General features: G+C 47.0%; 16 protein-coding genes. 6 read left to right on the top strand and 10 right to left on the bottom strand.

Annotated features, from left to right (window positions below; all coding sequences use genetic code 11):
• The first annotated feature begins 33 nt into the window (after nucleotides 1-33).
• Both HWI92_RS11335 and HWI92_RS11330 read left to right on the top strand, forming a co-directional pair.
• Nucleotides 34-450: an EVE domain-containing protein gene (locus HWI92_RS11335; RefSeq protein WP_204663782.1), complete on the top strand. Its 417-nt coding sequence runs from the start codon at nucleotides 34-36 to the stop codon at nucleotides 448-450.
• On the top strand, nucleotides 413-1,144 hold the full coding sequence (locus HWI92_RS11330) for a type II restriction enzyme NmeDI-related protein (protein ID WP_204663780.1): 732 nt from the start codon (nucleotides 413-415) through the stop codon (nucleotides 1,142-1,144). Before HWI92_RS11335 ends, HWI92_RS11330 begins: the two co-directional genes overlap by 38 nt.
• A 162-nt stretch (nucleotides 1,145-1,306) precedes the next feature.
• On the opposite strand, the gene HWI92_RS11325 is transcribed toward HWI92_RS11330, so the two are convergent.
• Entirely contained in the window at nucleotides 1,307-2,878 is a 1,572-nt protein-coding gene (locus HWI92_RS11325; protein WP_204663778.1) for an SIR2 family protein, read from the bottom strand.
• A gap of 176 nt (nucleotides 2,879-3,054) precedes the next feature.
• Between HWI92_RS11325 and HWI92_RS11320 the strand changes: the two genes are divergently transcribed.
• From HWI92_RS11320 to HWI92_RS11310, 3 genes are all read left to right on the top strand, one after another.
• Nucleotides 3,055-5,133, top strand: a complete 2,079-nt coding sequence (locus HWI92_RS11320; protein ID WP_204663776.1) for a RecQ family ATP-dependent DNA helicase — start codon at nucleotides 3,055-3,057, stop codon at nucleotides 5,131-5,133.
• Entirely contained in the window at nucleotides 5,130-6,410 is a 1,281-nt protein-coding gene (locus HWI92_RS11315; RefSeq protein ID WP_204663774.1) for a DNA-processing protein DprA, read from the top strand. The genes HWI92_RS11320 and HWI92_RS11315 overlap by 4 nt, the downstream gene beginning before the upstream one ends.
• A 485-nt stretch (nucleotides 6,411-6,895) precedes the next feature.
• A complete protein-coding gene (locus HWI92_RS11310; RefSeq protein ID WP_204663772.1) occupies nucleotides 6,896-7,129 on the top strand; it encodes a hypothetical protein in 234 nt (77 codons plus the stop codon).
• Nucleotides 7,130-7,208: 79 nt separating this feature from the next.
• Here HWI92_RS11310 and HWI92_RS11305 read toward each other — a convergent pair whose 3' ends face one another.
• The 9 genes from HWI92_RS11305 to HWI92_RS11270 all read right to left on the bottom strand — a co-directional run bounded on the left by HWI92_RS11305 (nucleotide 7,209) and on the right by HWI92_RS11270 (nucleotide 20,546).
• On the bottom strand, nucleotides 7,209-8,120 hold the full coding sequence (locus HWI92_RS11305) for a helix-turn-helix domain-containing protein (protein ID WP_204663770.1): 912 nt from the start codon (nucleotides 8,118-8,120) through the stop codon (nucleotides 7,209-7,211).
• Nucleotides 8,121-8,227: 107 nt separating this feature from the next.
• Complete coding sequence (locus HWI92_RS11300; RefSeq protein ID WP_229249318.1) at nucleotides 8,228-8,986, bottom strand: SDR family oxidoreductase; 759 nt, start codon at nucleotides 8,984-8,986, stop codon at nucleotides 8,228-8,230.
• Nucleotides 8,987-9,886: 900 nt separating this feature from the next.
• A complete protein-coding gene (locus tag HWI92_RS11295) occupies nucleotides 9,887-11,062 on the bottom strand; it encodes an acyltransferase family protein (protein ID WP_204663768.1) in 1,176 nt (391 codons plus the stop codon).
• Nucleotides 11,046-13,292, bottom strand: a complete 2,247-nt coding sequence (locus HWI92_RS11290; protein WP_229249316.1) for an alpha-N-acetylglucosaminidase — start codon at nucleotides 13,290-13,292, stop codon at nucleotides 11,046-11,048. The genes HWI92_RS11295 and HWI92_RS11290 overlap by 17 nt, the downstream gene beginning before the upstream one ends.
• Before the next feature lie 62 nt (nucleotides 13,293-13,354).
• Nucleotides 13,355-14,971, bottom strand: a complete 1,617-nt coding sequence (locus HWI92_RS11285) for a RagB/SusD family nutrient uptake outer membrane protein (protein ID WP_204663766.1) — start codon at nucleotides 14,969-14,971, stop codon at nucleotides 13,355-13,357.
• A 15-nt stretch (nucleotides 14,972-14,986) separates the two neighbouring features.
• On the bottom strand, nucleotides 14,987-15,853 hold the full coding sequence (locus HWI92_RS25320; RefSeq protein WP_229249315.1) for a SusC/RagA family TonB-linked outer membrane protein: 867 nt from the start codon (nucleotides 15,851-15,853) through the stop codon (nucleotides 14,987-14,989).
• A 13-nt stretch (nucleotides 15,854-15,866) separates the two neighbouring features.
• Complete coding sequence (locus tag HWI92_RS11280; RefSeq protein ID WP_229249314.1) at nucleotides 15,867-18,251, bottom strand: SusC/RagA family TonB-linked outer membrane protein; 2,385 nt, start codon at nucleotides 18,249-18,251, stop codon at nucleotides 15,867-15,869.
• Nucleotides 18,252-18,498: 247 nt separating this feature from the next.
• A complete protein-coding gene (locus HWI92_RS11275) occupies nucleotides 18,499-19,689 on the bottom strand; it encodes a FecR domain-containing protein (protein ID WP_204663764.1) in 1,191 nt (396 codons plus the stop codon).
• Between the two features lie 233 nt (nucleotides 19,690-19,922).
• Complete coding sequence (locus HWI92_RS11270) at nucleotides 19,923-20,546, bottom strand: RNA polymerase sigma factor (RefSeq protein WP_204663762.1); 624 nt, start codon at nucleotides 20,544-20,546, stop codon at nucleotides 19,923-19,925.
• Between the two features lie 390 nt (nucleotides 20,547-20,936).
• On the opposite strand from HWI92_RS11270, the gene HWI92_RS11265 reads away from it, so the two are divergent.
• Nucleotides 20,937-23,972 (top strand): CBM96 family carbohydrate-binding protein, encoded by a 3,036-nt coding sequence (locus HWI92_RS11265; protein WP_204663760.1) that lies wholly within the window; start codon nucleotides 20,937-20,939, stop codon nucleotides 23,970-23,972.
• Nucleotides 23,973-24,449: the final 477 nt, after the last annotated feature.

Raw genomic sequence — 24,449 nt, 5'->3', positions numbered from 1 at the left:
TTGCCACTATCTTGTTTTCCTGAAAACCGCAAAATGGCTTACTACATCACCCTCTTCTCTCCCGACACCTACAAGACATTCACTGAAACCGAGCGCTCCATCTCTGGTTTTCGTGAAAATCAGAAGACGCAGGCAAATGCGATCAAAAAGGGTAACAAGTTGATTGCTTACGTCACCAAATTGTCGCGCTGGGCTGGCATTCTGGAAGTTACGGGGGAATATTTTATCGACAATACGCCGGTTTATTCGGAAGATGATGTGTATACCCTGCGGTTTCCGGTGAAGGAAATTGCCTGGCTCCCGCTCGACCACGCGCTTCCTGTGGACGATGAGGAATGCTGGACGAGCCTTTCTTTTACCAAAAATCTGCCCAAGGAAAAGCACCGCGTGGACCAATATGGTGCGCGGCAATTTGCGCCGTTTCGAAGAGGCGGACGGAGCCTGGATTGAAGCCTATTTGAAAAAACAATTATCGGCCCCCAAAACTTTCCCGCTCAGTGAAAGCGACCATCGCAAGCTGGTCACATTGACCGTTAAAACGCAGGAAAGCAAGGAAGTGGAAGTATCAGTACCCGCGAAAGAAGAGCAGGAACCTGCCCCAACGTCCGAAAAAGACGATGTCCGCGAGTCGATCCGGGTGCAGGCAATGTTGTCGCGCATTGGAGAGAGGATGAAGCTGAAAATTTGGCTGCCGAAAAGTGACAGACAAAGAGTGCTGGCAGTTTGGAAACCTGAAACTGACTCACTCCTTACCACGCTACCCCTGTACTATGACAACATTACGCTGAAAACCATTGAAAATATCGATGTACTCTGGATCAAAGGCCGGTCGATCGTCCGTGCTTTTGAAGTGGAACATACCACTTCCATCTATTCCGGCATCCTCCGAATGGCCGATCTGATGGCCTTGCAGCCCAATCTGGACATCAGCGCCCACATTGTAGCCCCAGCCGAGCGGCGCGAAAAGGTACTGCAAGAAATCTCCCGGCCCGTTTTCGCACTTTTAGAGAAAGGGCCTTTGAAAGAGTCTTGTACTTTTATTTCCTATGAAGCAGTTACGGAATTGTCGGCGGAGAAGAGGCTTGAATATATGAATGATAAGGTGTTGGATGAATATCAGGAGCGAGCGGGGGATTTGGATTGAAAGGCTTGACACCCTCTTTCAACTCGCTCGCATTTCTTCTCATGGGCAGTTATTCGAAAATTTCGAATAACTGAAATTTCTTCAAGCTGTTGTCTAAAATCCTGATTAAATACTACTGCATAAGAGATAAGCGCGTTGAAAATAGCACGAAGTCTTTTCCTACTATTCTAATTCCGGTAATTTGTATTTCAGATAGTCATAAAGACAAATCGCTTTCTTCATAAAGGGACTTTTCTTTTTATCCGCTGTATAGTTCTGTTGTAAGAAAGTCAGCAAAGTGTCTAAATTTATTTTTTCAGTAGAAAGGAGAGGGATATGAATCAATGCTTGATCAGTGGTTTCACCAGCAATGAGTTCTTCAAGTGTTTGATATTTTTCATTAATACTGACTTTACGACGATCGTAAGTAGCACCAGGAAAGAATTTTTTTATGGTTGTCTTCACAACTTTATCTTTGAACTCCTCTGTAAAAGGGCAATCGGTATCGTCGAGTATTAAATTGCCTGTGTCGTCCAATAGATTAGCGTTTCTCAAATGTTTAAAAAAGGGAAAGTACACACCGGTGATATTTTGTAGCAAATCTTTGCAAATAACCTTTGAGTCGAACTTCTCATTTGGGTTTATAATGTCGTCTAATAGATCTTGCTGTGCAACTCCTTTTACGCCGATTTTAGCAAGCTTTTCCCTAGTTCCTACTCCAAAAAAGAACTCAACATTTTTCAAATCGAGTTGGTCTAGATCAAAGTTATCATCCACATAAATTCTTGATTTGGAGTCAGAATTCTTAACGAAATCAAACACCATATCCTTCATGTGTTTAAGGATTTTTATCGGTAGTCTTCGTGCGTTTTCACCTAACACAGAATACACGTCAATCAATGATTTATACTTAACAATAGTAATTGGCAGATTTATATCAGCGATCATCATGCTTGTATTGGACATAGTACAACTTGTCACATTTCGGTCGTACTCACAGAAAATAAGGCGATCTCTAAGTTTATCTACATTTTGCCGACTTAGACACAGCATAACTGATCTTAGTATTTCCTGGATATTTGGATCATGGAGACTATAACCCAAGAAAATGACAGGGTGCTCCATGAATATGGTTAAAAGTTTTGCAGCGAGGTAAGGGTTTTTTGCATTAAACTGATGATAATCCTCTTCGGTCAATGTAAGAGTATTGGGTGATTCTACGCATCCGTGAATTTTATAAATCTCACCAATAGATATTGTATTGTTAAATATTAAGTTGTCTTGTCCAATATATACCGAGAAATTTGGAAACACATTTTGTAAAAGTGTATCCCAGTTGGTTGTTATAATTCCGTCAATATTAACCTTCTTTAAAAGCTCAAATTCCGTAGCATATGGTGCTTTCGGGATTATTCCGAACCTCTTTATGTATTGAGCGATCTCATATTTCAGTGGACTAAACTCATTGATTACATCTTGTTCAAAGTTGCTTCTGCTTTCTTGAAACAAAGGTTTGTCCCACCACTGTTCATGAAACTCACTACCCATTAGAGAAGCAACTCTGGGAAGATCACCGTTTGCTTTGGATAGATAGAAGTTAAAGTTTCTTTGAAGTTCAATACTTGATGAAATTGTTTGAAGTAAGTTATGCCAAGTTCCAATTTCCAAATATCTATTTGAAAGCCCAGATCCTACAAAAAGATAAGGTGCAGTCGAAAAAGACCGCATTCGGTCCAAAAATTGTTCTACAAACATTGATTTAATTATCAGAGGGATTTTTAATGATTTAAAGATAAGAATGATTTGGATAAGTCAAGAGTTTAACCGATCACTCAATGCATATACTTGCAACGGGGAGTTTTGGGTGCATTGCTGCTTTACCGCTCAAAGGTATCACTACTTAACACCATTCTTTTCAAACCCTCAACTATATGCCCTATTCATCACCACAAGCGCTTCGTCTACTACGTCTTGGCACCCAGAATCCCTTTGCTACATTCAGAGAGGACCAAGAATTGGCTATTTCACAAATAGTAGATCGTCCTTCCAGACTTTTGTTGGTTCAGAAGACCGGATGGGGAAAGAGTTCTGTGTATTTTATAGCTACTAAGCTTCTTAGGGAAGCGGGAGGCGGCCCTGCCTTGTTAATATCGCCTTTACTTGCTTTGATGCGAAATCAAATTGCTGCGGCAAATAGAATGGGCGTTAGAGCTAGAACTATTAATTCCGACAACCAAGATGAGTGGGATGAAGTTGAAAGAGCCATTAGGAATAACGAGGTCGACATTCTATTAATATCGCCGGAAAGACTGGCTAATGGTCACTTCCGCGAGAAAGTATTAGGTCCAGTTGCCAGTCAGATTTCGATGCTTGTAATTGATGAAGCTCATTGTATTTCTGACTGGGGACATGACTTTCGCCCTCATTACAGGCTTTTGGAGCGTATTGTCAAGACGTTGCCAAGTAATCTGAGATTACTGGCAACGACAGCAACTGCTAATGAACGAGTAATGAATGACTTAGTTGCAGTTTTAGGACCGAATATTAGCGTTGTTAGAGGTGACCTCAATCGTCCATCATTATCACTACAAACTATACATATTCCTAGTCAAGCCGAAAGATTGGCCTGGCTCGCGGAATATGTTCCCAAAATTGAAGGCCACGGAATTATTTACACATTGACGGTGAGAGATGCAAATCTAGTTTCAAGTTGGCTTAAATCATCAGGTGTAAATGTTGAAGCTTATACCGGTGAGAGCGGGGACGCTAGAGAGGAATTGGAACAAGCCCTACTTGATAACAGGGTGAAGGCTTTGGTGGCAACAATGGCACTAGGCATGGGATTCGATAAACCCGATCTCGCTTTTGTAATTCATTATCAGCTTCCAGGGTCTATTGTTGCTTATTATCAACAGGTTGGCAGAGCTGGCAGAGGAATTGATAGTGCTCGTGGTATACTTCTAATTGGAGAGGAGGATAAGACTATCACAAATTGGTTTATAGAATCTGCATTTCCGACGCCAGATGAGGTTCAAGAGATATTATCAGCTTTGGAGAAATCTCAATTTGGATTGTCAGTGCCAGATCTAATGACGAAAGTGAATATTTCAAAGGGGCGTATTGAAAAGACCATTTCGCTTCTATCGTTAGAATCACCTGCTCCAATTGTGAAGGAGGGCAGCAAATGGCAACTAACAGTTTCACATCTGGCACCGGAATTTTGGGAGCGCGCACAGCGCTTGACCGCTTTAAGAAAGGAAGAGCAAGCTCAGATGGAAGAATACTCAAGATTAGAGTCAGGCCATATGGATTTCTTAATTGCTGGGCTGGATGGAGAGCCAAATACAATAAACGCATCACGAGTTCTCTCGCCATTACCTTCGACGGTAAATAGTAAATTGGTTACAGCCGCGATCTCATTTTTAAAGAGGTCAGACTTACCCATCGAACCCCGTAAGCAATGGCCAACTGGCGGACTATCTGGCTACGGTGTGAGCGGCAAAATTAATCCCTTTTATCAAACACAAAATGGGAAAGCCTTATGTATTTGGGGCGATGCAGGGTGGGGAAAATTAGTGAAAGAAGGGAAATATTATACAAAAAGATTTGATGATGAGCTTGTTAAGGCTTGCGTAGATTTAATATTGCGATGGAAACCCACTCCCGCTCCGGTTTGGGTTACATGCATTCCATCAACAAGACATCCAGAACTTGTCCCTGATTTTGCTGCGCGTATTGCAAATGAGCTTAAATTGCCTTTCAAACCAGTGTTGATCAAAACTGATGAGCGTCCTGCACAAAAAGCAATGGCAAATAGCACTCAGCAGGCTAAAAACCTTGATGGTTCTTTGGCAATCAATGATCAAAGTATTCCAAATGGTCCCGTTTTATTAATTGATGACATGGTGGATTCTAGGTGGACATTGACAGTCGCAGCTTGGTTGCTGCGCTTAAAAGGAAGCGGAGAGGTTTGGCCTCTCGCCCTCGCGCAAACAGGAAATGAACAATGAAAAATAGTGTCTCTGAAAATACAAAAGCAGTTTTGCTGCTCACAAGTCCTTTGATTGTGGGTAAGGGTAAAAACTATGCAGATTTATTGTCGATAAGTGAATACAACCGGCTCGCGCGGTTTTTACATGAAGACAAAAAACAGCCATTAGATCTTCTTAAACCAGATGCTGATGATCTTTTAAAGTCTTGTGCAAAGGTTTGTGACGTCGATAAATTGAGACGCTTGCTTAGCCGCGGGTTCTTACTAAGTCAAGTGCTCACCGATTGGCAAAATCGGTCAATATGGGTGGTCAGCAGAGCTGATGATAGCTATCCAAAGAAGATTAAAAAGAAGCTGAAAGAGGATGCGCCACCTATCCTATATGGTTGTGGCAATATATCACTCGTTGAGAGCGAAGGATTGGGAGTAGTTGGTTCAAGAGATGTGGATGACAGTTTAGTCGATTACACAAAGGCGGTGGCGAAACTTGCTGTGAAAGCAGGGAAAGTAATATATTCTGGTGGTGCACGTGGAATTGATCAAGCAGCGATGGTCGGAGCTATTGAAAACTTAGGTGCAGCTGTGGGAATTGTAGCAGATAGTCTTGAAAAGTCTGCCACCAGCCGATTATATCGAGAAGCATTAATGAATGACCGTATGCTTTTACTGTCACCTTATGACCCGAAAGCTGGTTTCAATGTTGGTAATGCAATGAATAGAAATAAGCTGATCTATGCATTATCCAGTGCTACCCTTGTGGTGAATTCTGATTTCAATAAAGGCGGGACTTGGAATGGTGCTGTTGAGCAATTGACAAAACTACATTACAGCAAAGTTTACGTTCGCTCGACTGGCCAACCGAGCAAAGGTTTGGAAGCTCTGACTAGAAAGGGGGCGTTTGTTTGGCCTAATCCTGCCGATATTGAGTCGTTTGCGAGTGCTATAAAGGGAGATTACAGCCAACTCTCGGAAAAGCCTTTGGAAAAATTATTTGTGAAGGAGGTAGAAATCTCTTCAAAAGTAGACGATGTAACTTCTACGCCGCCGCCTTCGAATATTCTTCCAAAGAATAATCTAAATCCTGGGGAAGAGCTCTTTTTAAAGGTAAAAGAATTGATTTTTACACAATTGTCAGCACCGAAATCCATTGAGGAGGTTGCGAAGATTCTTTGTGTTTCAAATCCGCAAGCCAAGGCGTGGATTGATAGACTTATTAAAGAACAAACGGTGCTGAAACAGCCAAAGACTAAAAGATATATGCTGAAAACTCAGTTGGCGCTATCTTCAACTTTATAATGGTAGAATTGCTTCAACTATCTCATCATAAGAGATTGTGTTTGCCGCAAGACTTATTTTAAGTGCGATACCTCTTGCCATATTAATGTTTGATATCGGAAAACATTTATCAATGTTTTCCGATGTATTTGCAATCTGGAATTCAGATTTAGAATAGTGCTCCATAAAACGAACTATTATCGATACGGAATGCTCTCTGTATACTGGCAGCTCAACCGCCCGCTCATTCCCCACGCTGCCATCCAAATCTTTCCCCTATATTTGCCCCGCAAACTCTTAGTAGAATACGTATGATTAATTTAAGGAAAGCCAGGCCTAAATGGCCTTGGAGAGGCATACGGGTGCAAGTCCCGAGACCTGGCCGAAGTATTCTTCGTTAGAGTTTGCGGTGACCTCTCCTTTTCATTCACTTTTTTAAAAACCATTGCCAAATGCAAACTCTAGATGGTTCAGGTGTTGGTTCGGATTCAAACCCAGTCAACCCAATGAATGATCCACGTCACGCATCAAATGCTAGCACTCCGCTGACAGATTCACAGGCCGAGTTTTGGTATCTCGTAGAATGTCAGGGCTGCAAGGAGCTCGCGCATTCGCTTAAAATGGTGCATGATCTGGCGCTTTATCATTCGGATGTTCCGTTTGATACGGCTGAGAAGTCGGCGCTTTTTGATGTGAACTTGCTCGTGGAGGGATTCCAGAAGATGGGAGCGAAAATGTAGGAACTGAGGGACTGTTGGCGACAGTCCTTTTTTGTTTTTATGCTGATCCACAACGAAACGCAGTGCCGGTAAGAGGCCGCTAATTCATATTCCTAAACGCCACCGGCGTCTTCCCGGTCTTCTGCTTAAAAAGCTTATTGAAATACTGAGGATATTCAAAGCCCAGGCCATAGGCGATTTCGCCGACTGAGCGGCTGCTGCTTAAAAGAATGTTTTTGGCTTCTTCGATCAGGTGAAAGTGGATATGGTCCTGGGCGTTTTTGCCGGTTTCTTTTTTCAGGAGGTCGCTCAGGTAATTGGGCGATAGATTTACCCGTTCTGCAAGATATCTGACGGTTGGCAGGCCACGTTCGCTGAGATCGCCCAGGCTGAAATATTCGTTTAACAGCTTTTCCACCTGGACAATTACCGCATTATTGGAGGTTTTTCTGGTAATAAACTGTCTGCCGTAAAACCGGGAGCAATAGTTTAGCAGCATTTCAATGCCCGATACGAGGATCGACTGGCTGTGTATATCAATGTTTTCGTGCAGTTCGACTTCGATCTTCTGGACGCAGTGTGTCAGAATCCGTTTTTCCTTTTCCGACAAATGCAGTGCTTCCGAAACTTCGTAGGAGAAAAAGCTGTAACTCTTCATTTTATCGCCCAGCGACGTGCCCCGGATCAAATCGGGATGAAAGCCCAGGCCCCAACCCAATGGCTGGGCTGATCCCTCGATTTCGTCATCCATTTCCAGCACCTGGTTGGGCGCCAGGCAGATCAGACTTCCATTTGTAAAATCGACCAGCTTCCGCCCGTATTTGACGTGATTCCGGTTGTAAGTCTTGTAAATCAGCGTGTAGAAGTCCGTCGAAATTTTGGTATGCCCGATGTCCGCCTCACAAACCTGGCTGAAATCGATGATCGCCACGAGCGGGTGGTGCACAGGCTGGTCAAGCCTGAAAAATTTCAGCAATTCATCAACGGTATGCAGGTGAATATTTGTGCTCATAAAAACAAAGATAACCTCATTGCGTGGGCAATGAGGTGTAAATGATTGCTAAATTATAAACCGAATTGTGACTTAATGATCCCGTTAAAAGTGGCGTCGTCGGCCTGCTAGCGCTGCGCAATAATGGCTTTGGCATCTTCGCCCGCCGCGTACCGCAATTGATCTGTGCCGTCGGTGGCGGCTTCATAAATCACACCGGCCACGACACTCGCCGGGGAGGCGTCTCCGAACATCGCTTCCGTGGCTGCCAGCAGTTTACCGATGATCGGCTGGTATTCCGTCATGCTTTCATCATTGCTGAAATCCAGCGAGCGGCCCGTAAAATCGGTAGCAATTGCACCCGGTTCTACAATTTTAACCTTTCCGCCAAACTCCTGCACCTCATAGTTCAGCGATTCGGAAATGCCTTCGACCGCGAATTTCGTCCCGTGATATAAGGTCCCGAGCGGAAAGCTCATCTTGCCACCGATCGACGAAATATTGATAATGAGCCCGCTTTTGTTGCTGCGGAAATGTGGCAGCAAAGCCCGGGTCACATCCAGCAGGCCGATCACATTTGTATCAAACTGGCGAATGATCTGCTCCCTCGTAAAAGATTCCAGCACACCATAAGCGCCATAACCGGCATTATTTAATAAAACATCAATCTGCCCGAACCTGGCAATGCCTTCTTCTACTGCATGATTAATGGAGGAAGGATCGAGCACATCGAGTTTGGTAACCAATATATTTTCCAATTCCCCTAATTCAGTTTCGGATTCCGGATTCCGCATGGTAGCGATGACGTTCCAGCCTTTTGCGTGAAATAATTTGGCGGTTTCTTTCCCGATGCCGCTGCTTGCCCCTGTAATTAAAATGGTTTTCATGATCTCTGATTGTTAAAATAATGCATCAAAGGTCGGGGTGAAAACGGGGCTGGTATGAATACGAATTCAGGGTTGTTGTATACTTTTTACCGATTTCTGGTCGCGCCGTCATGCATCAAATTTTAGCTTGTCGATGACGTAATCCCAAGCCGAGTCTTAGTATCACGTAAAATGTGAGGGCTGCGAGGAGCTGGTGGATCAGCTAAAAATGATCTATGGTCTGGCACCTTGTCATTCGGATATTCCGTTTGATATGATTGAAAAGTCGGCGCTTTTTGATGTCAACTTGCTTTTTGAGTGCCTTTGCTTTTGCGCTTAAATAATTGGAAGACCGGCACAGGTATAAAGGATATGACGTCAATTGGAAGGTTTCTAGGCCACCTTTTCCAACTGGAAGAAAAAGATGGTGAAATGGGTGTTGCTTAGCTTCGAGAATTGCGTCAGTTGGGGAGAAAAACGCTTAGCTGAGTTGACGACGTTGCGGTTGAACTAGCTAGGATCTACCTGATTGTAGGATGTCGCCCGAAGAAAATTCAATGTAGCAATAGTAGTTATTCATTTCGAAGAATATGGATTTATGGGCATATCCAAACAGTGTAATACTCGACTTTTCAAGACCTGCGAATCTCACTGATAATCCCTACATTAAAACATTTAATGGAAAGCCCGGATGAGCGCCTTTTCGTAAATTGGTTCTTATCATCAGACGATGCTTAAAACAAAATTGAAGACTTCCAATGGGAATACAAACTACTTCAAGCCACACAGCACACTAATTATTTAACCCGAATAAGGGCTATTTCTGAACCAATTAGGAAAAGAATCCTATGGTGTTGAGCGTACAGAAAAACCACCATTTTCATCAAAACCATTAATTAGTATCAACAAACCCATCACCTCCTACACTTTCAAAAAAATCTTGTTTTTATAAAGAAAATAAAGGCCCAGCAGCTCGACCAGAATAACCGACACTATTTTAAGCAGTTCTTCAAAACGATCCGGGACCAGCCGAATCAGCCCGCCTAAAAAGAACTGAGCCGTATGGTCAAATCCTATCATACCTTCCACAGCCAGGTAGATGAGGATCGAGTTTGTTCCGATCAGGATGAAAGGGAATGTCCATCTTTTCCAGCCTGCCACGTCGATGATGAGGTAAAAAACGGCAAAAAAAGCCAGGCTCCACCCGCCGACAAACAACACAAACGAGCTGGTCCAGAGGCGCTTGTTGATCGGGAAAATGCCATCCCACAGAAGCCCTGCCACCATGAGTGCCAGTGCAGCCATCAGCATAAAATAGACACTCTTTAATGGGTCAAAGGTCTTTGATCGCACAAACACACCTGTAAAAATGCCCAGAAGTCCCGTGGCCACCGCCGGAATCGTAGAAAGGATGCCCTCCGGATCGTGGACCTTGCTATGCAGCCTGCCTGGCAGCAGCAGTCTGTCAATGTAAGATTCCAGGGAACCCTCCATTGACATATCCCCGGCCCCGAATCCGGGCACCGGAATAAAAGACATCGCCAGCCAGTAGCCGGTCAGGATCACAAAGAACCACACAAGCTGCTTGCGCAAACTGAAATGCAGGTGGATCAGGCCGGCAAAAAACCACGCGATCCCGATCCTGCCCAGCACGCTGGCGAACCGGGTGTTTTCGTACCCATTGAATTTGAACAAACCATTGACCACCATGCCAAGGAAAACCAGGATCAGCATCCTCCTCAGATTGGCTTTAAGTATCTGACGCTTGACCGTCGCCGGTAACTGATAGGCATAATCCACACCCGACAGCCCCATTTTTTTGCCCAGCGAGTAGGGGAGGGACACACCCGAAATAAATAGAAACAGGGGGAAAATCATGTCATAAAAAGTGCAGCCATTCCAGACGGTATGGTGCATCTGGGCGGAGAGCCATATCATTACCGGCCAGCCCGTCAGTTCAGCCAGCGCATGGATCAGGTGCTCACCGCCGATAATCCAGAACATGTCAAAGCCACGCAGCGCATCCAGTGACACAAGCCGTTGCGACGTATTCACCTGCATGTCCGCAGGGGAGGAGCGGTTAGTTTTTGTAGTCATGGCTGATTTGCTGAGCATATTTCCGATGTAGTTTCAGGGCCGCCTCAATGCTGTTGCCTGCCGGTTTCGTAGGGAAAGCTTTTTGCTCATTGACCCACTGCCACTCCCATTGTGCAATGCTTTTTTCAAAGGTTTTGAAATCCGCCTTCGTGTGATTTGCCAGGCTGCCGTCGAGCATGGCGAAGAATTTTTCCCAGCGTACCCTGTAAAAATCATTGAGCAGGCCGCTCCATTGCCGGTTGGAATATTCGTGCAGCGGACTGTCGGCATCACCCCACAGCGTGATCAGGTCGCGGGCATTTTGTTCGTAAAGTGCCTTTTCCTGCGCATTCGTGCCCCATTTTCTGGCATCTGCGATCCAGGGTCCGAGCATGAAATCTTTTCTGGTTGCCAGCAGCGCATCCATATCGTCGATCAAGTCAATAAACTCGCGGCTGTGCTTTTTGAAACCAATTTGGTCTCCCTTTCTGAATGCAGTTACCCATTTTTTCTGAACAACCAATGCATAATTGGCCAGAATCTGTCTGGAAACATCCACCAGATCGTAGCTAAATCCGTCTGTTTTTACACCCTTATTTGCAGCCTTGACTAGCAGATCCCAAGCCGGCAAAAGTTTTTCCGGCGCATAATTCAATTTCGTTCTGGTCCAGATCGTGGAAGAATCCAGGGTTGGCCTGCCCGTCACAATTGACTCTGCACCGTCGCGGATTTCCTTTCCATTGTAAACCGTTTTTCTTAAAATCTGCCAGGCCAGGTTAAGATCCGAATCGTTTTTCCCATACCTGTTTCTTGCGTATTTTTTCAACCATTGATCGAGGTCGATAGGAGTAGTCCGCCAGGTGTGGTCCATCATCAATTCATAAATGACCGGGTTTTGCTCGATGGCTTCCATCGTCAGGCCGATGCCTTCCAATCGTTTTTTACCGGGATCGTTCCAGGCCTGGGCAGGTCCTGCCGCGACACCTTCCATTCTGCCGAACAGATTGACATTACCCCCAAAATTGTTCAGCATGTTCCAGATCCACGGTTTACCGTAAAATGCACCTGTCCGCTTCCAGACCGGCTCGATTTCGGCTGCCAGGTCGAGCAGGATCATTTTATCGTCGGGTACTGCTTTCAAAAGTGCTTCAATCTGCGGGGCTTTCCAGAATTTCCGGTCGCTGTAAAACAACCAGCCCTGCATCACCCAAACTGCATTCGGGTCCGCCTGGCGCATGCCGTCGTAGATCCTTTCGCTCAGTTTTGATAAATATTCGGGATCGTCGGTGGGTGGTTCGTTTTCGTTAAATGTATCGGCCGAATATAAATGGTCGGTGCCGTAAAGCTGGGTCTGCTTGTCCAGGAATTTCTTGCCGATTTCTGCAAAAAGCGGGTCCTGTGAATCGAGAATGTAAGTATTTCCAAATCCATTGGTCCAGTTAGTCGCCTTCAACTGTGCATTGGGAAATTTCTTCTTGAATGCAGCCGGAACGTGCCCCGTAAAAGCCGGCAAAACGGGTTTCATGCCCAGCTCACGCTCTCTTTTCACAATTTGCTGCTGCAAAGTCTTGTGGCTTTCCATCCAGCTCAGCGGTAGCGGGCCACCCCAGCCGTCCAGATTTCCCATCCAGAACCAGCCGAAATAAGCCGGGCCGCTGAAAAAATCTTTCAGGTCATTTTCACTGAAACCCATGTCTTTATACACTTCCAGCCAGGTGTATTCCTCGCCGGTGATCGCCAGCGGCATATTGATCCCGTGCATGGCCATCCAGTCAATTTCTTTTTGCCAGCGCTCCCAGTCCCACCAGCTCATGGTGTAATTAAACGTGCAGTAGTTCAGATTGTAACGATAATTGTAAACCGTCGATTTGGTGATTTTCGAGGGTAGGGCAGGCAGTTTTGCCGGAAGCGATAAGTTGGTCCCATTCCAGGTGATCTGGCAGTGCGCATAGTTTGTCAGATAATAATAAAGCGCAGAAGCCACCGCCACGCCGCTCGATCCGCGCAGCACGATTTTGCTGCCTTTACTTTCAATTTCAAATTCGTCTTTGCCGGATTTGGAAGTCAGCTGCTCCACCTCGAAATGAGAGGCATGGGATGGGACTACCCGTGCAATCAGGGCTTTGCCGGAGGTCGCGATGGTTTGCGCTTTAACATTTATCCCTGTAAAAAAGAAGCAAATGATCAGGCACAAGGGGTTGACCCTCTTCAAAATACGAAGAGAAAAACAACCTGTTCGGATGTCGTTCATTTTGAAAAAAGATGATGAAAAAGCACCCGCACGAAATGCGCGGGTGCCAGGATTTTACGAAATCAATAACCGGGGTTTTGTACCAGTGCCGGATTCAACTGCAAGGCTACTCTTGGGATCGGGAAAATGCGTTTGTTCACATCCGAATCGGTTTTGTAACCCCATTTGCCCTCGAATTTTCCAAAACGGATCATATCGTTTCTTCTCCAACCTTCCCACGCAAACTCGCGTGCTCTTTCGGCATAGATGAAGTCCAGATTCACGCTGGTCAATGCAGGCGACGTGGTGCGCTGTGCTCTTAGGTCATTGACCAGCGAAAGTGCAGTGCTCCCCAATGTCGGCGTGCCGCCTCTAAGGATGGCCTCAGCTTTCATCAGCACAACATCCGAATACCTGAAAACCGGGATGTCGTTGTTCTGGTTTCTGTTCAGGGAACTGGCATCCGGGTAAAACTTCATATTGCGATAGCCCATGTGCCACGCGATCTCGTCATTTCCGGCGTCGAATGCGGATACACTCTGGCGCAAAACCACTTCCGGCGTAATGTTCACCTGGTAAGTGTAAGGCGCCGACGGGTTGCTGCCGGTATAAAACTGGTCGTAACCAATGTTGGTTGTGGTGACGGTCACGGGCGTCACGCCGTCGTTCATGAATTGCGGTCCTTTGAGCCACTGACCATTCCTGACATCGTTTGGATCATTGAAATTTGCATAGTATTCCGGCAATGTGGAAGCCGAACCGGCGGGCGTAAACGGCAGGCTGAACTTCTTCGTCTCGCTTCTCGGAATATCGTACCGCGAGCGGTTGTTCACGCTCCGGAACGGGAATGTGTTCGTCTGCGCCGGGTCGTAAGGAATCGCAAAAATGAATTCCTTCATCTGCGGTCCGTTCGTCGGATAAAACATGTTCAGGTAGCTGCTTTTCGGTTCGAGGCTGTACAATCCGGAGGCGGTGATTTTATCGCAGGCCGCAATGCAGTCGTCGTAGCGCTTCGTCCCGGTGTAATATTCCGCATTGAGGTACATTTTCGCAAGCAGCGCGTAAGCCGCCCATTTGTTGGGCCTTCCATACTGTGACACGCCCGATACTTCGTTCAGGTTTGGCATTGCTTCCAGGATTTCCTTTTCGATAAAATTGAAAACCTCTGTCCTCGGCGTGTTGGTTTTAGGTGCAAAATCACCGTATTCTGTATAAATCGGCACATTTCCGAAGGCATCCATCATCATAAAATAGGCGAATGCACGCACCGTTCTGATCTCCGAAAGCATCGTCTGTTTCGCTGCACCTTCCGGCATTTTTCCTTCCAGAATGGAGATAGACTGGTTGGCCACGCCTATAATGGTCGATAGCCAGGTCCAGTGACCATTTACATAGCCGTTGTCTACCGTCCAGGTGTGCAGGTGCAATGTCTGGTTTTGTCCACCGTCGTACCAGTTTCCGCCCCGGGCCGGCATAATGCCCTCATCGGTGCTGTATGACGCAATCTGAAATGCTTCCGCTCCGAAATTGCCTCTTAATGCTACATAAACAGGCCCGGCTGCGGAAATGAATTGTTCATCCGTGCTCGGGAAAACGTCGGTCGTCAGTGCGGTCGTAACCGGCACATCCAGGTCGTGGCAGGAGAACAGGGTCGCTGCCGCCAGTGTTGAGAAAAGTAGTTTTATATATGAAATCTTCATGATGCTGCTTCGATGTTAGATGGAGATATTCAGGCCAAACAGGAACGTGCGCGTCTTCGGATAGAAGTTGTTATAATCAACCCCCGGCGCAATCCCGCCCTGATTCACTTCCGGGTCAACACCCTTGTATTTGGTGATGACAAACAAATTATTGACGGAAGTATAAACCCTCAGGTTTTTGACAAATGGACCCAGCTTCCTGAAATTATAGCCCAGCGTAGCATTGTCAAACCGTACGAAACTTCCGCTTTCGAGGAAACGCGACGAGTAAACGTAAGCATTGAAATCGCTGGCCGGCTCGTCAGCCGCATCCACCAGGATATTGGAATACTGCGCAGTACTAGGTCTGAACAGATCGGCCCGGGTTGCATTGAAAACCTTGTTTCCGAATACCCCTCTGATGAAGACATTCAGATCAAAGTTTTTGTACCGCAGGCTGTTGGTCCAGCCCAGCATCAGCTTGGGCTGTGCGCTGCCCAGGTAGTAATAGTCTTTTCCTACTACCGGCGTGGTCGTCAGACTGCCGTCCGCGGCATAAAACTGGGATACACCCGCTTCATTTTTTCCGGCATATTTGAATGAGAAGTATTGTCCCAGTGGCCTGCCCGCTTTCAGAATCTGAAGCGACCTTCCGGATTGCCCGCCGCCCTCCGGACGCGAGAGCAATACTGAGTCGCCGCCCGCAAATAATGGGTTGGTGAGGCTGGTGATCTCGTTTTTGTTGTGCGCCAGGTTGATTCCGCTCGTCCAGCTCAGATTGGTTCGGTCAACGATTTTCGCATTTACATTGAATTCAATACCCTTGTTGTTCACGCTTCCGCCATTGGCTACAATGCTGCCGGACGGTACCAGGATCGGGTTCACGGTGTAGGAATAGATCATGCCCGTGGTGTTTTTAATCATATACTTCCAGCGAGCCGTTGATACGGTTACCCAGCACAGCAAAGTCGAGACCGATATTGGTCGTGGCCGTTTTCTCCCATTTCAAATCTGGGTTTTCGGATTTGGTAGGACCATAAGCGCCTGTGAGTGCCCCATTGTAATAGTAGGTACCCAAAGCACCGGAGATGAATTGGGCCGTGTAGGCATTGAATCCACTCGCATTACCAGTAACCCCATAACTTGCTCTCAGTTTCAGGTCGCTGAATATATGCTGGTTTTCCATGAAACCTTCCTGGCTGATCCGCCACGCGGCACCCACGGACGGAAAGTAGCCCCACTGGTTATTGGCGCCAAATACCGAGCTGCCGTCCCTTCTCACCGAGCCTTGCAGCAAATATTTGCTTTTGTAGTTATAATTAAATCTGGCAAAATCCGAGATCAGCTGTACTTCCTGGTAAACACCATCGGGCCCAAAGCCGATCTGGTAGCCGGCCGTACCGTAAGGATTGCTCAGTGCGAGGTTGTTGTAGGTAACGTTATCAACCGGGAAATTGCTGGTCGTCACCTGAAAACCCTGACCCACGCGGTTGTTCTGCCATGAGTAACCCACTACCGCATTAATGGAATGATCTCCGAATTCCTTGTTCCAGGTCAGGTAGGTTTCCAGGATTTTGCTCGTATTCTGGTACGAACTTCTGTTGGCCTGGCCGTTTTTGCCGAACGATTGTACCGCATGAAATCCCAAGCCCGGATCGGGGTTGTCGTACATGTTGTTATAATTGTTCGTAAAATATTTGTTGTAGTACGTGCCCTGCAAAGTGCTGGTGTTCAGGTAGGAAATATCCAGATTGTAAGTCAGCCCGAAAGGCAGCTCCACCTGCGTTTTAAAACTTCCGATGAGATTGTTTGACTTCGTATTCATCTCACTGTTGTTGATCATCGCTACCGGATTGTAGTAGTTCGTATTCTGAAAGTTTTCAAAATAAGAACCGTCTGCATTTCTGATCGGGGAAACAGGGAGGTAAGAAGCCGATTGCAGCAACACCGTGTTGCGGTAAGGAATGTCATTCGCATCGCTATGCGAGTTGGTCACCGAGAAGCCGAATTTCAGTTTATCCTTCAATGCACGCTGCTCGATCGAGAGGCGGCCAATGACGCGGGTCAGGTCACTGTTCAGCAGGATACCGTCTTTTTTAACATAGTTCAAGCTCGCCGCGTAAGTCGTGTGCTCGGTACCACCATTGAAAGAAAGATTGTGGTTGGTAGAAATCGCTGTCTTCTTCTGGATCGATGACTGCCAGTCTGTATTGGCACCTTTGTCGTCCGCCGGCGTAAATCCAACACCGTTTTTTTCCAGAAACGCCCTCAGCTGGTCACCTGTCATCATGTCGAGTTTGTTCGAAATTTTCTCGATCCCCACATAACCATTGTACGAAATCTGCATCGTGCCTGCCTTTCCTTTTTTGGTAGTGACCATGATCACCCCATTGGCAGCGCGGTTACCATAAATAGCGGTTGCTGCCGCATCTTTCAGCACGTCGATGGAAGCAATATCATCGGGCGCGATGGTCGCAATATCAGCACCGGGCACACCGTCGATCACGTAAAATGGTCCCTGCGCACTGTTGATGGTCGACGCACCACGCATCACCACTGCTGCCGGCCTGTTCGGGTCGCCGCTGGCGGTGATATTGAGTCCCGGTACTTTTCCCTGCAACAACTGTCCGACGTCGGTGATAGCACCATTATTCAGCTCTTCTCTTTTGACCGTGCTCACGGCACTCGTCAGGTTTTTGCGCGACTGCTGACCGTAACCTACGACCGCCACTTCGTTCAGGGTTGTATTGCTTTCTGCGAGGCTCACGGAGATGGTGCTTTGTTTGCCTACAGCTACTTCCTTTGTATCAAAACCGATGTAGGAAAACACCAGCACATCCGTATCCGCAGCATTCACAGAGAAATTGCCATCCAGGTCGGTGGTTGTCCCCATTTTGGTCGCTTTCACAATAACGGTCACGCCTACCAGTGGTTTTCCGTCGGCTCCCAGTACCTGGCCTTTGATAAGTTCCAGAAGTTCTTTGGCAGGCGCCAGGATCTTAGGCTCCTTTTTTGCCTGCAATACCACCGTTTCATCCACAATGGAATAGTCCACCGGCTGATTCCTGAGCACCTTGGCCAGCGCATCTTCCAGGTTGGCGTCTTTGATGGCCACGGAAACCTTGTTCGTATTGGTCAGCAGCTGGGTTTTGTACCAGAACGAATAGCCACTCTGACGCTCGATTTCTTTCAGCACCTTCGGCAGGGGTGCATTCTGGGCAACCAGTGTAATCTTCTGTGCCGAGCTGAAAGCGCTTGCCTGCAGACAAAAAACGAGGGAGAAAATAAAGATCAGTTTCATTACCAAAAAAGTTTTGGTGGCAAGAGGCTTGCGGTAACTGTCACCTATATACGACAGCCAGGACCCCTTTTGGATAAAATGGTCGTGATTCATACTTTTGTTTTGAGTTGATTAAATACTTTCGGAGAAATTGTAGTTAATGCCGGCTCATTTGAGCGGGAGCGCGCCAACGTTCCCGCTTTTTTATGAAGACAGCACCTGCACTTGGATGGCTGGTCTTTATCTTCTCATAGGCGCTCGAATGGTTTTATGGGTTTACGATAATGGACTTTCCTTCAATGCGGCATTTCACACCGCTGAGCGATAATATTTTAAAGACTTTTGACACGTTTGCATTTCTGGGTAGCCGGCCTGTAAACGTTTCCTTTCCCGGTGTACCTTCATAAACAACCTCCACATCGTACCAGCGGGATATCTGCCGCATGACCTGTTCAAGGTTGTCATCCTGAAACTGGAAGTACCCGTTTTTCCAGGCCATTTCCTTTTCAATATCAATGTCATCCGCAATCCCGATCTGGCCGGACACGGTTTTGATCCGGGCCTGTTGCCCGGGGATCAGCATGGCCGACTTGCCTGCATGATTGCTTACCCTTACCGAGCCTTCCAGCAGCGTAGTCTTCAATACATTTTCATCCGGGTAGGCCATCACGTTAAAATGCGTCCCCAAAACAGTCACCTGCGCCTGGGAAGTAGCGACGACAAAGGGCATTTTTGCATTATGCGCTACCTCGAAATAAACTTCCCCGGTAATTTCCACCTTTCTTTCTTTACCTGTGAAAGCAGTGGGAAACCGGAGGGAGGATACCGCATTGAGCCAGGCTTTGGATCCGTCAGGTAGTACAATATGATATTGACCGCCTTTTGGAGTAGCGACGGTATTGAAGACCGCGGCCATCCTGCCTTCCCCGGAAGCGCTGTAAACCAGCTCTCCTTTTCTGGATTTGATGACATTGGTGCCTCCCTGGCTGGCCAGACTGCCGTTTTCGGCCCCGTCGAGGACAATGCTTGAACCGTCGCCGAGCGTTAGTGTTGCCTTATTGCCGCCGGGAGGAAGGTCAGCTTCCTTTAATACCGGAGCCTGCAACCGGGCAATCGGGCGCTGGTCTTTTCCCGACCACCAGTAAATCCCCAGTGACAGGATCAGCACGGCGGCGGCTGCCATCCTGAGCCACAAGTGCCGCACCGAACGGTCTTCTGCCGGTTCTTCCACGATCGTATCCTTGTTGTCCTGATCAAAGATGTTGCCCAGGATACGTCCGGACATATGCTCCGGCATTCTGATGTCCGACTTAAATTCGCTCCACTCGTTTTCCAGCACCCCGCCCAGCTCATGATCGGGATGCTGCCGGACCCATTCGGCCAGTTCCAGCTTTTCCTCCGGGCTGCATGTACCCGCAAATAATTTGCTGGTTAGGTATTGTATTCGGTCCGTATGCATAGATAATCCTTTCGTTCTCGAAAAATAACTTGTGTGTCTGATGCTTTTGCTGGTAAATGGCAAAGGATTATAAAGCCTGAATGATCAACTACCAAATAAAAGACAAATGGGAAGCGCGCAGGAACTAGTGGAGATACGAAAAAAGATGAATTAATTTCAAAACCTGGGCCCGGAGGCTGCAAAGGGCATTTATGCAGATCAAAAATTACTTCCAACCTAGAAAAAAGTATACCTCAGGCTGAAAAACAGGGACACTTGGTGAGGGAAATGGCCAGGGCGGCCAGCAGGTACACGTCAGCCTGGCTTCTCAGCTGGGTGCGGATCGTAGCCATCGCCTGCACCATGTGGTTGCGCACCGTATGAACAGAAATTTTCAACAGATCCGCGATTTCTTCATGGCTGTGCCCCTGATGGCGGCTCAGCTCGTAAACCGCTCTTTGCTGTGCGGGCAATTTCTCGATAGCCGCTGCCAGCAGGCGCTCGGTTTCCTGCAATGCAATGGAGTCGTCGGTCAGATTTTGTGAAGGGTCTGCCTTGAAAACTTCGGAAATAATCAGTGCCTCCTGCGACATCCTGCGAAAGTGGTTGATCGCATGGTTCTTCGACATCCGGAACAGGTAACTATCAAAGTTTCTGACATCGGCCAAGCTCTCCCGGTCTGTCCAAATTTTGATAAAAACATCCTGCACAATATCCTCCGCAAGCATTTCTGAGCCGGTGAGGCTGAGCAGATAGCCATAAAGCTTATGCTTGTAACGATCAAAAAGGGTTGTAAAAGCGGCTTCATCTGCCCTTGATGAAAGCATTAAAATCGAGTTGTCGATATCAGAATTCTTTTCAGGCACAAATTCAGGCATGATGCAGGGTTTCAAAATAACAGTATTTTATTTTAATCTTTCGTGAAATCAGAAAATATAATTCCACAACATGCTGGTGGAATCTGTTGACCATTAACCCGTTTTTGATGTATAGAGGACGTGTGAGAGGGGAGCTGCGATCCGGACGTTTGCAACAGCTACATATCCTCCCCAGCTTCGTGAATGTAATCCTGTTCATATATGTATAATGCGCTGCCGGTCAGCCTTTTGAAGTAAGTGAGGCATTTACTTTTCGGCAGGCATTTCACGGCTATCAGCAAACGTATACACGGCTTCGTTTCTATTGCTTTTATAGCGCACACGCAGCACTTCTGCACTTTACCGATTACCGCTGACTTATTATCCACTTCAATCAACGCTCAACTTTTTATGGAATCAATGCTACCTACTTTCTTTTGCCGGGCAAAAAGAATTTTCCGCCGGCTTGTTTTAACAACTGGATCTTCAAATGGGGGATCTGATTTTAAAACCCGCCTGAATTCGAAGTTTGCGGGACCCTGGCTGATGATCTTCCTTTTTATTGCGGCTAACCTGAGTGCGCAGCCTGCCTTAATGTGGAACAAAACCTTTGGCGGTAATAACAGGGACGTGCTTCGTCAAATGGAGCAGACCACCGACGGCGGCTACATCCTGGGTGGAACGACCGAGTCGGATATCAGTGGTGACAAGACACAGGCCAGTAAGGGCAGTGCTGACTTCTGGGTAGTAAAGGTGTCGGCAAATGGTACGAAAGAGTGGGACAAAACCTTTGGGGGCAGTGGCTTCGATGAGCTTATAGCTGTTCACCAGACGAGGGACGGCGGCTACATTCTGGGGGGAAGGTCCGACTCCAATGCGGGCGGTGATAAAAGCAGCAACGACCGCAGGCTTACCGCAGGCGGACGAGGTGATTACTGGATTGTGAAAATATCAGCGACCGGGATCAAACAGTGGGATAAAACCATTGGCGGAACAGGCAGTGACTATCTTACATCGGTCAGGCAGACGCCCGATAATGGATACCTCCTGGCCGGGTTTTCTGAATCTGGTGTCGGCGGTGAAAAGTCGCAGCCTGCGCTGGAAACTACATTCCCGCGTGATAATTGGCTTGTGAAGATTTCTGAAACCGGCAATAAGGTCTGGGACCGGACTTTTGGTACAACCTACCAGGATGCCATGCTTTCCATGGATGTAACCGAAGATGGCGGATGCCTTGTTTCCGGCAATGTGATTGGTCAGGAAACAAACCTGCAATGGTACCTGGCCAAATTCAGCCCGACGGGTACACGTCTTTGGGAAAAATTAATTTCAACAAACGGAAATGACCTCTTACAGGAAGCCCACATGACCAGCGATGGCGGGTATATCCTGGGTGCGAGTGCCCAGCGACCACACAATGATTACATTGTTGCAAAATTGAATACAAATGCAGAGGTCGTCTGGAACAAGGCATTCAGCGGTCTGGCTACCGATTTCTCGACCAGTATTGACATCCTGGCGAGTGTAATACAAACCAAAGATGGAGGGTATCTGGTAGGGGGGTATTCCTCAGGGGATGCGGGTAGTGCCAAATCGGAGGACTCGAAAGGACTTGATGACTATTGGGTGATCAAACTTTATCCTGACGGCACCAAGCAGTGGGACAAGTCAGTGGGAGGTACTTCTTACGATTATCTCGCCAGCGTGATCCAGACCAAAGATGACGGCTATGCCTTGGGCGGATACTCCACTTCACCAGCCGGAAAGGACAAAACAGAAGGTTCCAGGGGCGGCTTTGATATGTGGATCACGAAGCTGGCGCCGGAGTCAAACAACAAATACCTTATTTTTTCAAGTGGTACTCTGAATTTCAGACTCGAAAATGGTACCAGTAAGGCGTCTAAGACAGTCATGCTCGCGGCCAGTGCGGATTCTACTGCCGTAACCTTTACCAAATCGGCCAATAGTAACTGGCTTACACTTCCTGCGGCTGCGCTGGGTCAGCTTACGTTCGGGATTAATGCGGCTGGCCTGTCGCCTGGAAGTTACACTGCCAAAGTCACTGCATCAGCCCCAGGGTACCGGAACGCCATACTTATGGTGGAACTTACCGTGAAGCCGGTCAATACCGGTACGACGGTGCGCATCAATGCAGGTGGTGCCGCATTTACTACTGTGGGCGGGAAATTGTTCAGTGCAGACCGATATTTCAGCGGCATTGATCGCATTCATACCATCCCTGCCGGCGATATTCTGAAAACAGAGGATGATGCACTCTACCGCTCTGAGCGGAGCGCAACTTCGTTCAGCTACAATATTCCGGTTAAAAATGGGGAATACGTGGTCGTACTGCACTTTGCAGAGATCTACTTTGGTGCGCCGGGAGGGCCCAAGGCTTCACCCCGCCAGCGTCTTTTCAACATTGATATCGAAGGTCTCAACCGTGCTTCGGAATACAATATTTCAGCCTATGCAGGCGGGCCAATGCGTGCGGTACAGGAGGAATATACCCAGGTGGTGGTATCCGACGGCTTACTGAACATTGATTTTCTGAATGCGGGTGCCAACCTGCCTTCTGTGGCTGCCATTGAAGTAGTGCCCGCGTCGGAATATATCAGCACGATCGTATTATCGCCGCTGGCCGATGTGCATGTGCGCGACAGTGAGCTGGCCGCTCAGAACTTTGGGGCTTCCGAGTTACTTGAAGTAAAGTCAGCCAACGGAAATGGAAACCGCAATACCTATCTGCAATTTTCTGTCACCGGATTGTACGAGCCCAAACTGATCATTTCGGCAAAGCTGCGTGTGTATGGTTATAACGTTGAAAATAATACGAACGTAAATGTATCTGCCTACGGGATTGATAACGACGAGTGGACCGAGTCGGGCATTAACTGGCAAAATGCACCTATGGCAGGCTTAATTCCTGAGGGTTACACGAATGTCAACGCTGAAAATAAGTACTACGAAATTGATGTGACAAACTATGTCCGCGCGCAGGTTGGAGATGACGGTTTTGTAAGCCTGATGCTTAAAAATCCAACACTTCGAAATCGCAAGCTGTATTTTCACAGTAAGGAAAATCCTTCCGGCAATGCGCCCCAGCTCGTTATTCTGACGAACGGTGCATACACGACTCCCAACCGTATGAATATGGAAAGGACAAATCCTGCAACTACCCTGAAACAGGAAAACAAAAAATCGATCATATACCCCAATCCGGTTAAAAAACAGTTGGTACTCACCCTGTCAGACAAGCACCAGGGTGCAGTGCGGTTACAGCTGATCAATGGACTGGGTACGGCTTACGAGCTTGCGGCGCCCCGTGTGAATGAGGGCAAGGTAGAAGTGGACATTTCAGGGTTGCCGCTAAGCAAAGGGATCTATCTTTTGAAAGTAGGCTCAGCTACCGCAACAGAAGTTCTCAAAGTACTCGTCACTCAGTAGCACAGCATTGCACATTTTTGACAAGGCCATCCAAGTTTACTTTGGATGGCTTTCGTATTTCATGAGGGTATTCAGCGTTAAAAACATATAAACCTGTAATGCAGAAATGCCGGCGCGGAGAGCTGCAATTTATCTAGCGAAGAGCAGCCTTTGAATAACTTATACCTGTGCCGGACACAGGATGCATTAAGGCAGGCTAAGGAAAAGGGGTATGAATTCGAATGATAGTTTGAGAATAGCTGTATGCTTACGTTCGAAATTCTCGCCTAAGGCATAAATACCATACATAGATTTACTTCGACTACCTCAATACAACTTAGGCCAAAGATTGCAAACACACGCTCATAGCCAGAGACTTTGTTCTTTGGCTTTCTTTTTTGTTTAAAGAGTATTCGTGATGATACCCACGACCGCAATTTAGCTTTTATTCTCGCAAATGGTATGGATCTCAAAAGGCCCAGGATCTGGATAGGCAGT

Origin of the sequence: Dyadobacter sandarakinus (assembly GCF_016894445.1) — a bacterium.
GTDB lineage: Bacteria > Bacteroidota > Bacteroidia > Cytophagales > Spirosomataceae > Dyadobacter > Dyadobacter sandarakinus.
The sequence above is the reverse complement of the archived record's forward strand: the minus strand, read 5'-3'. Positions and strand labels throughout refer to the sequence as shown.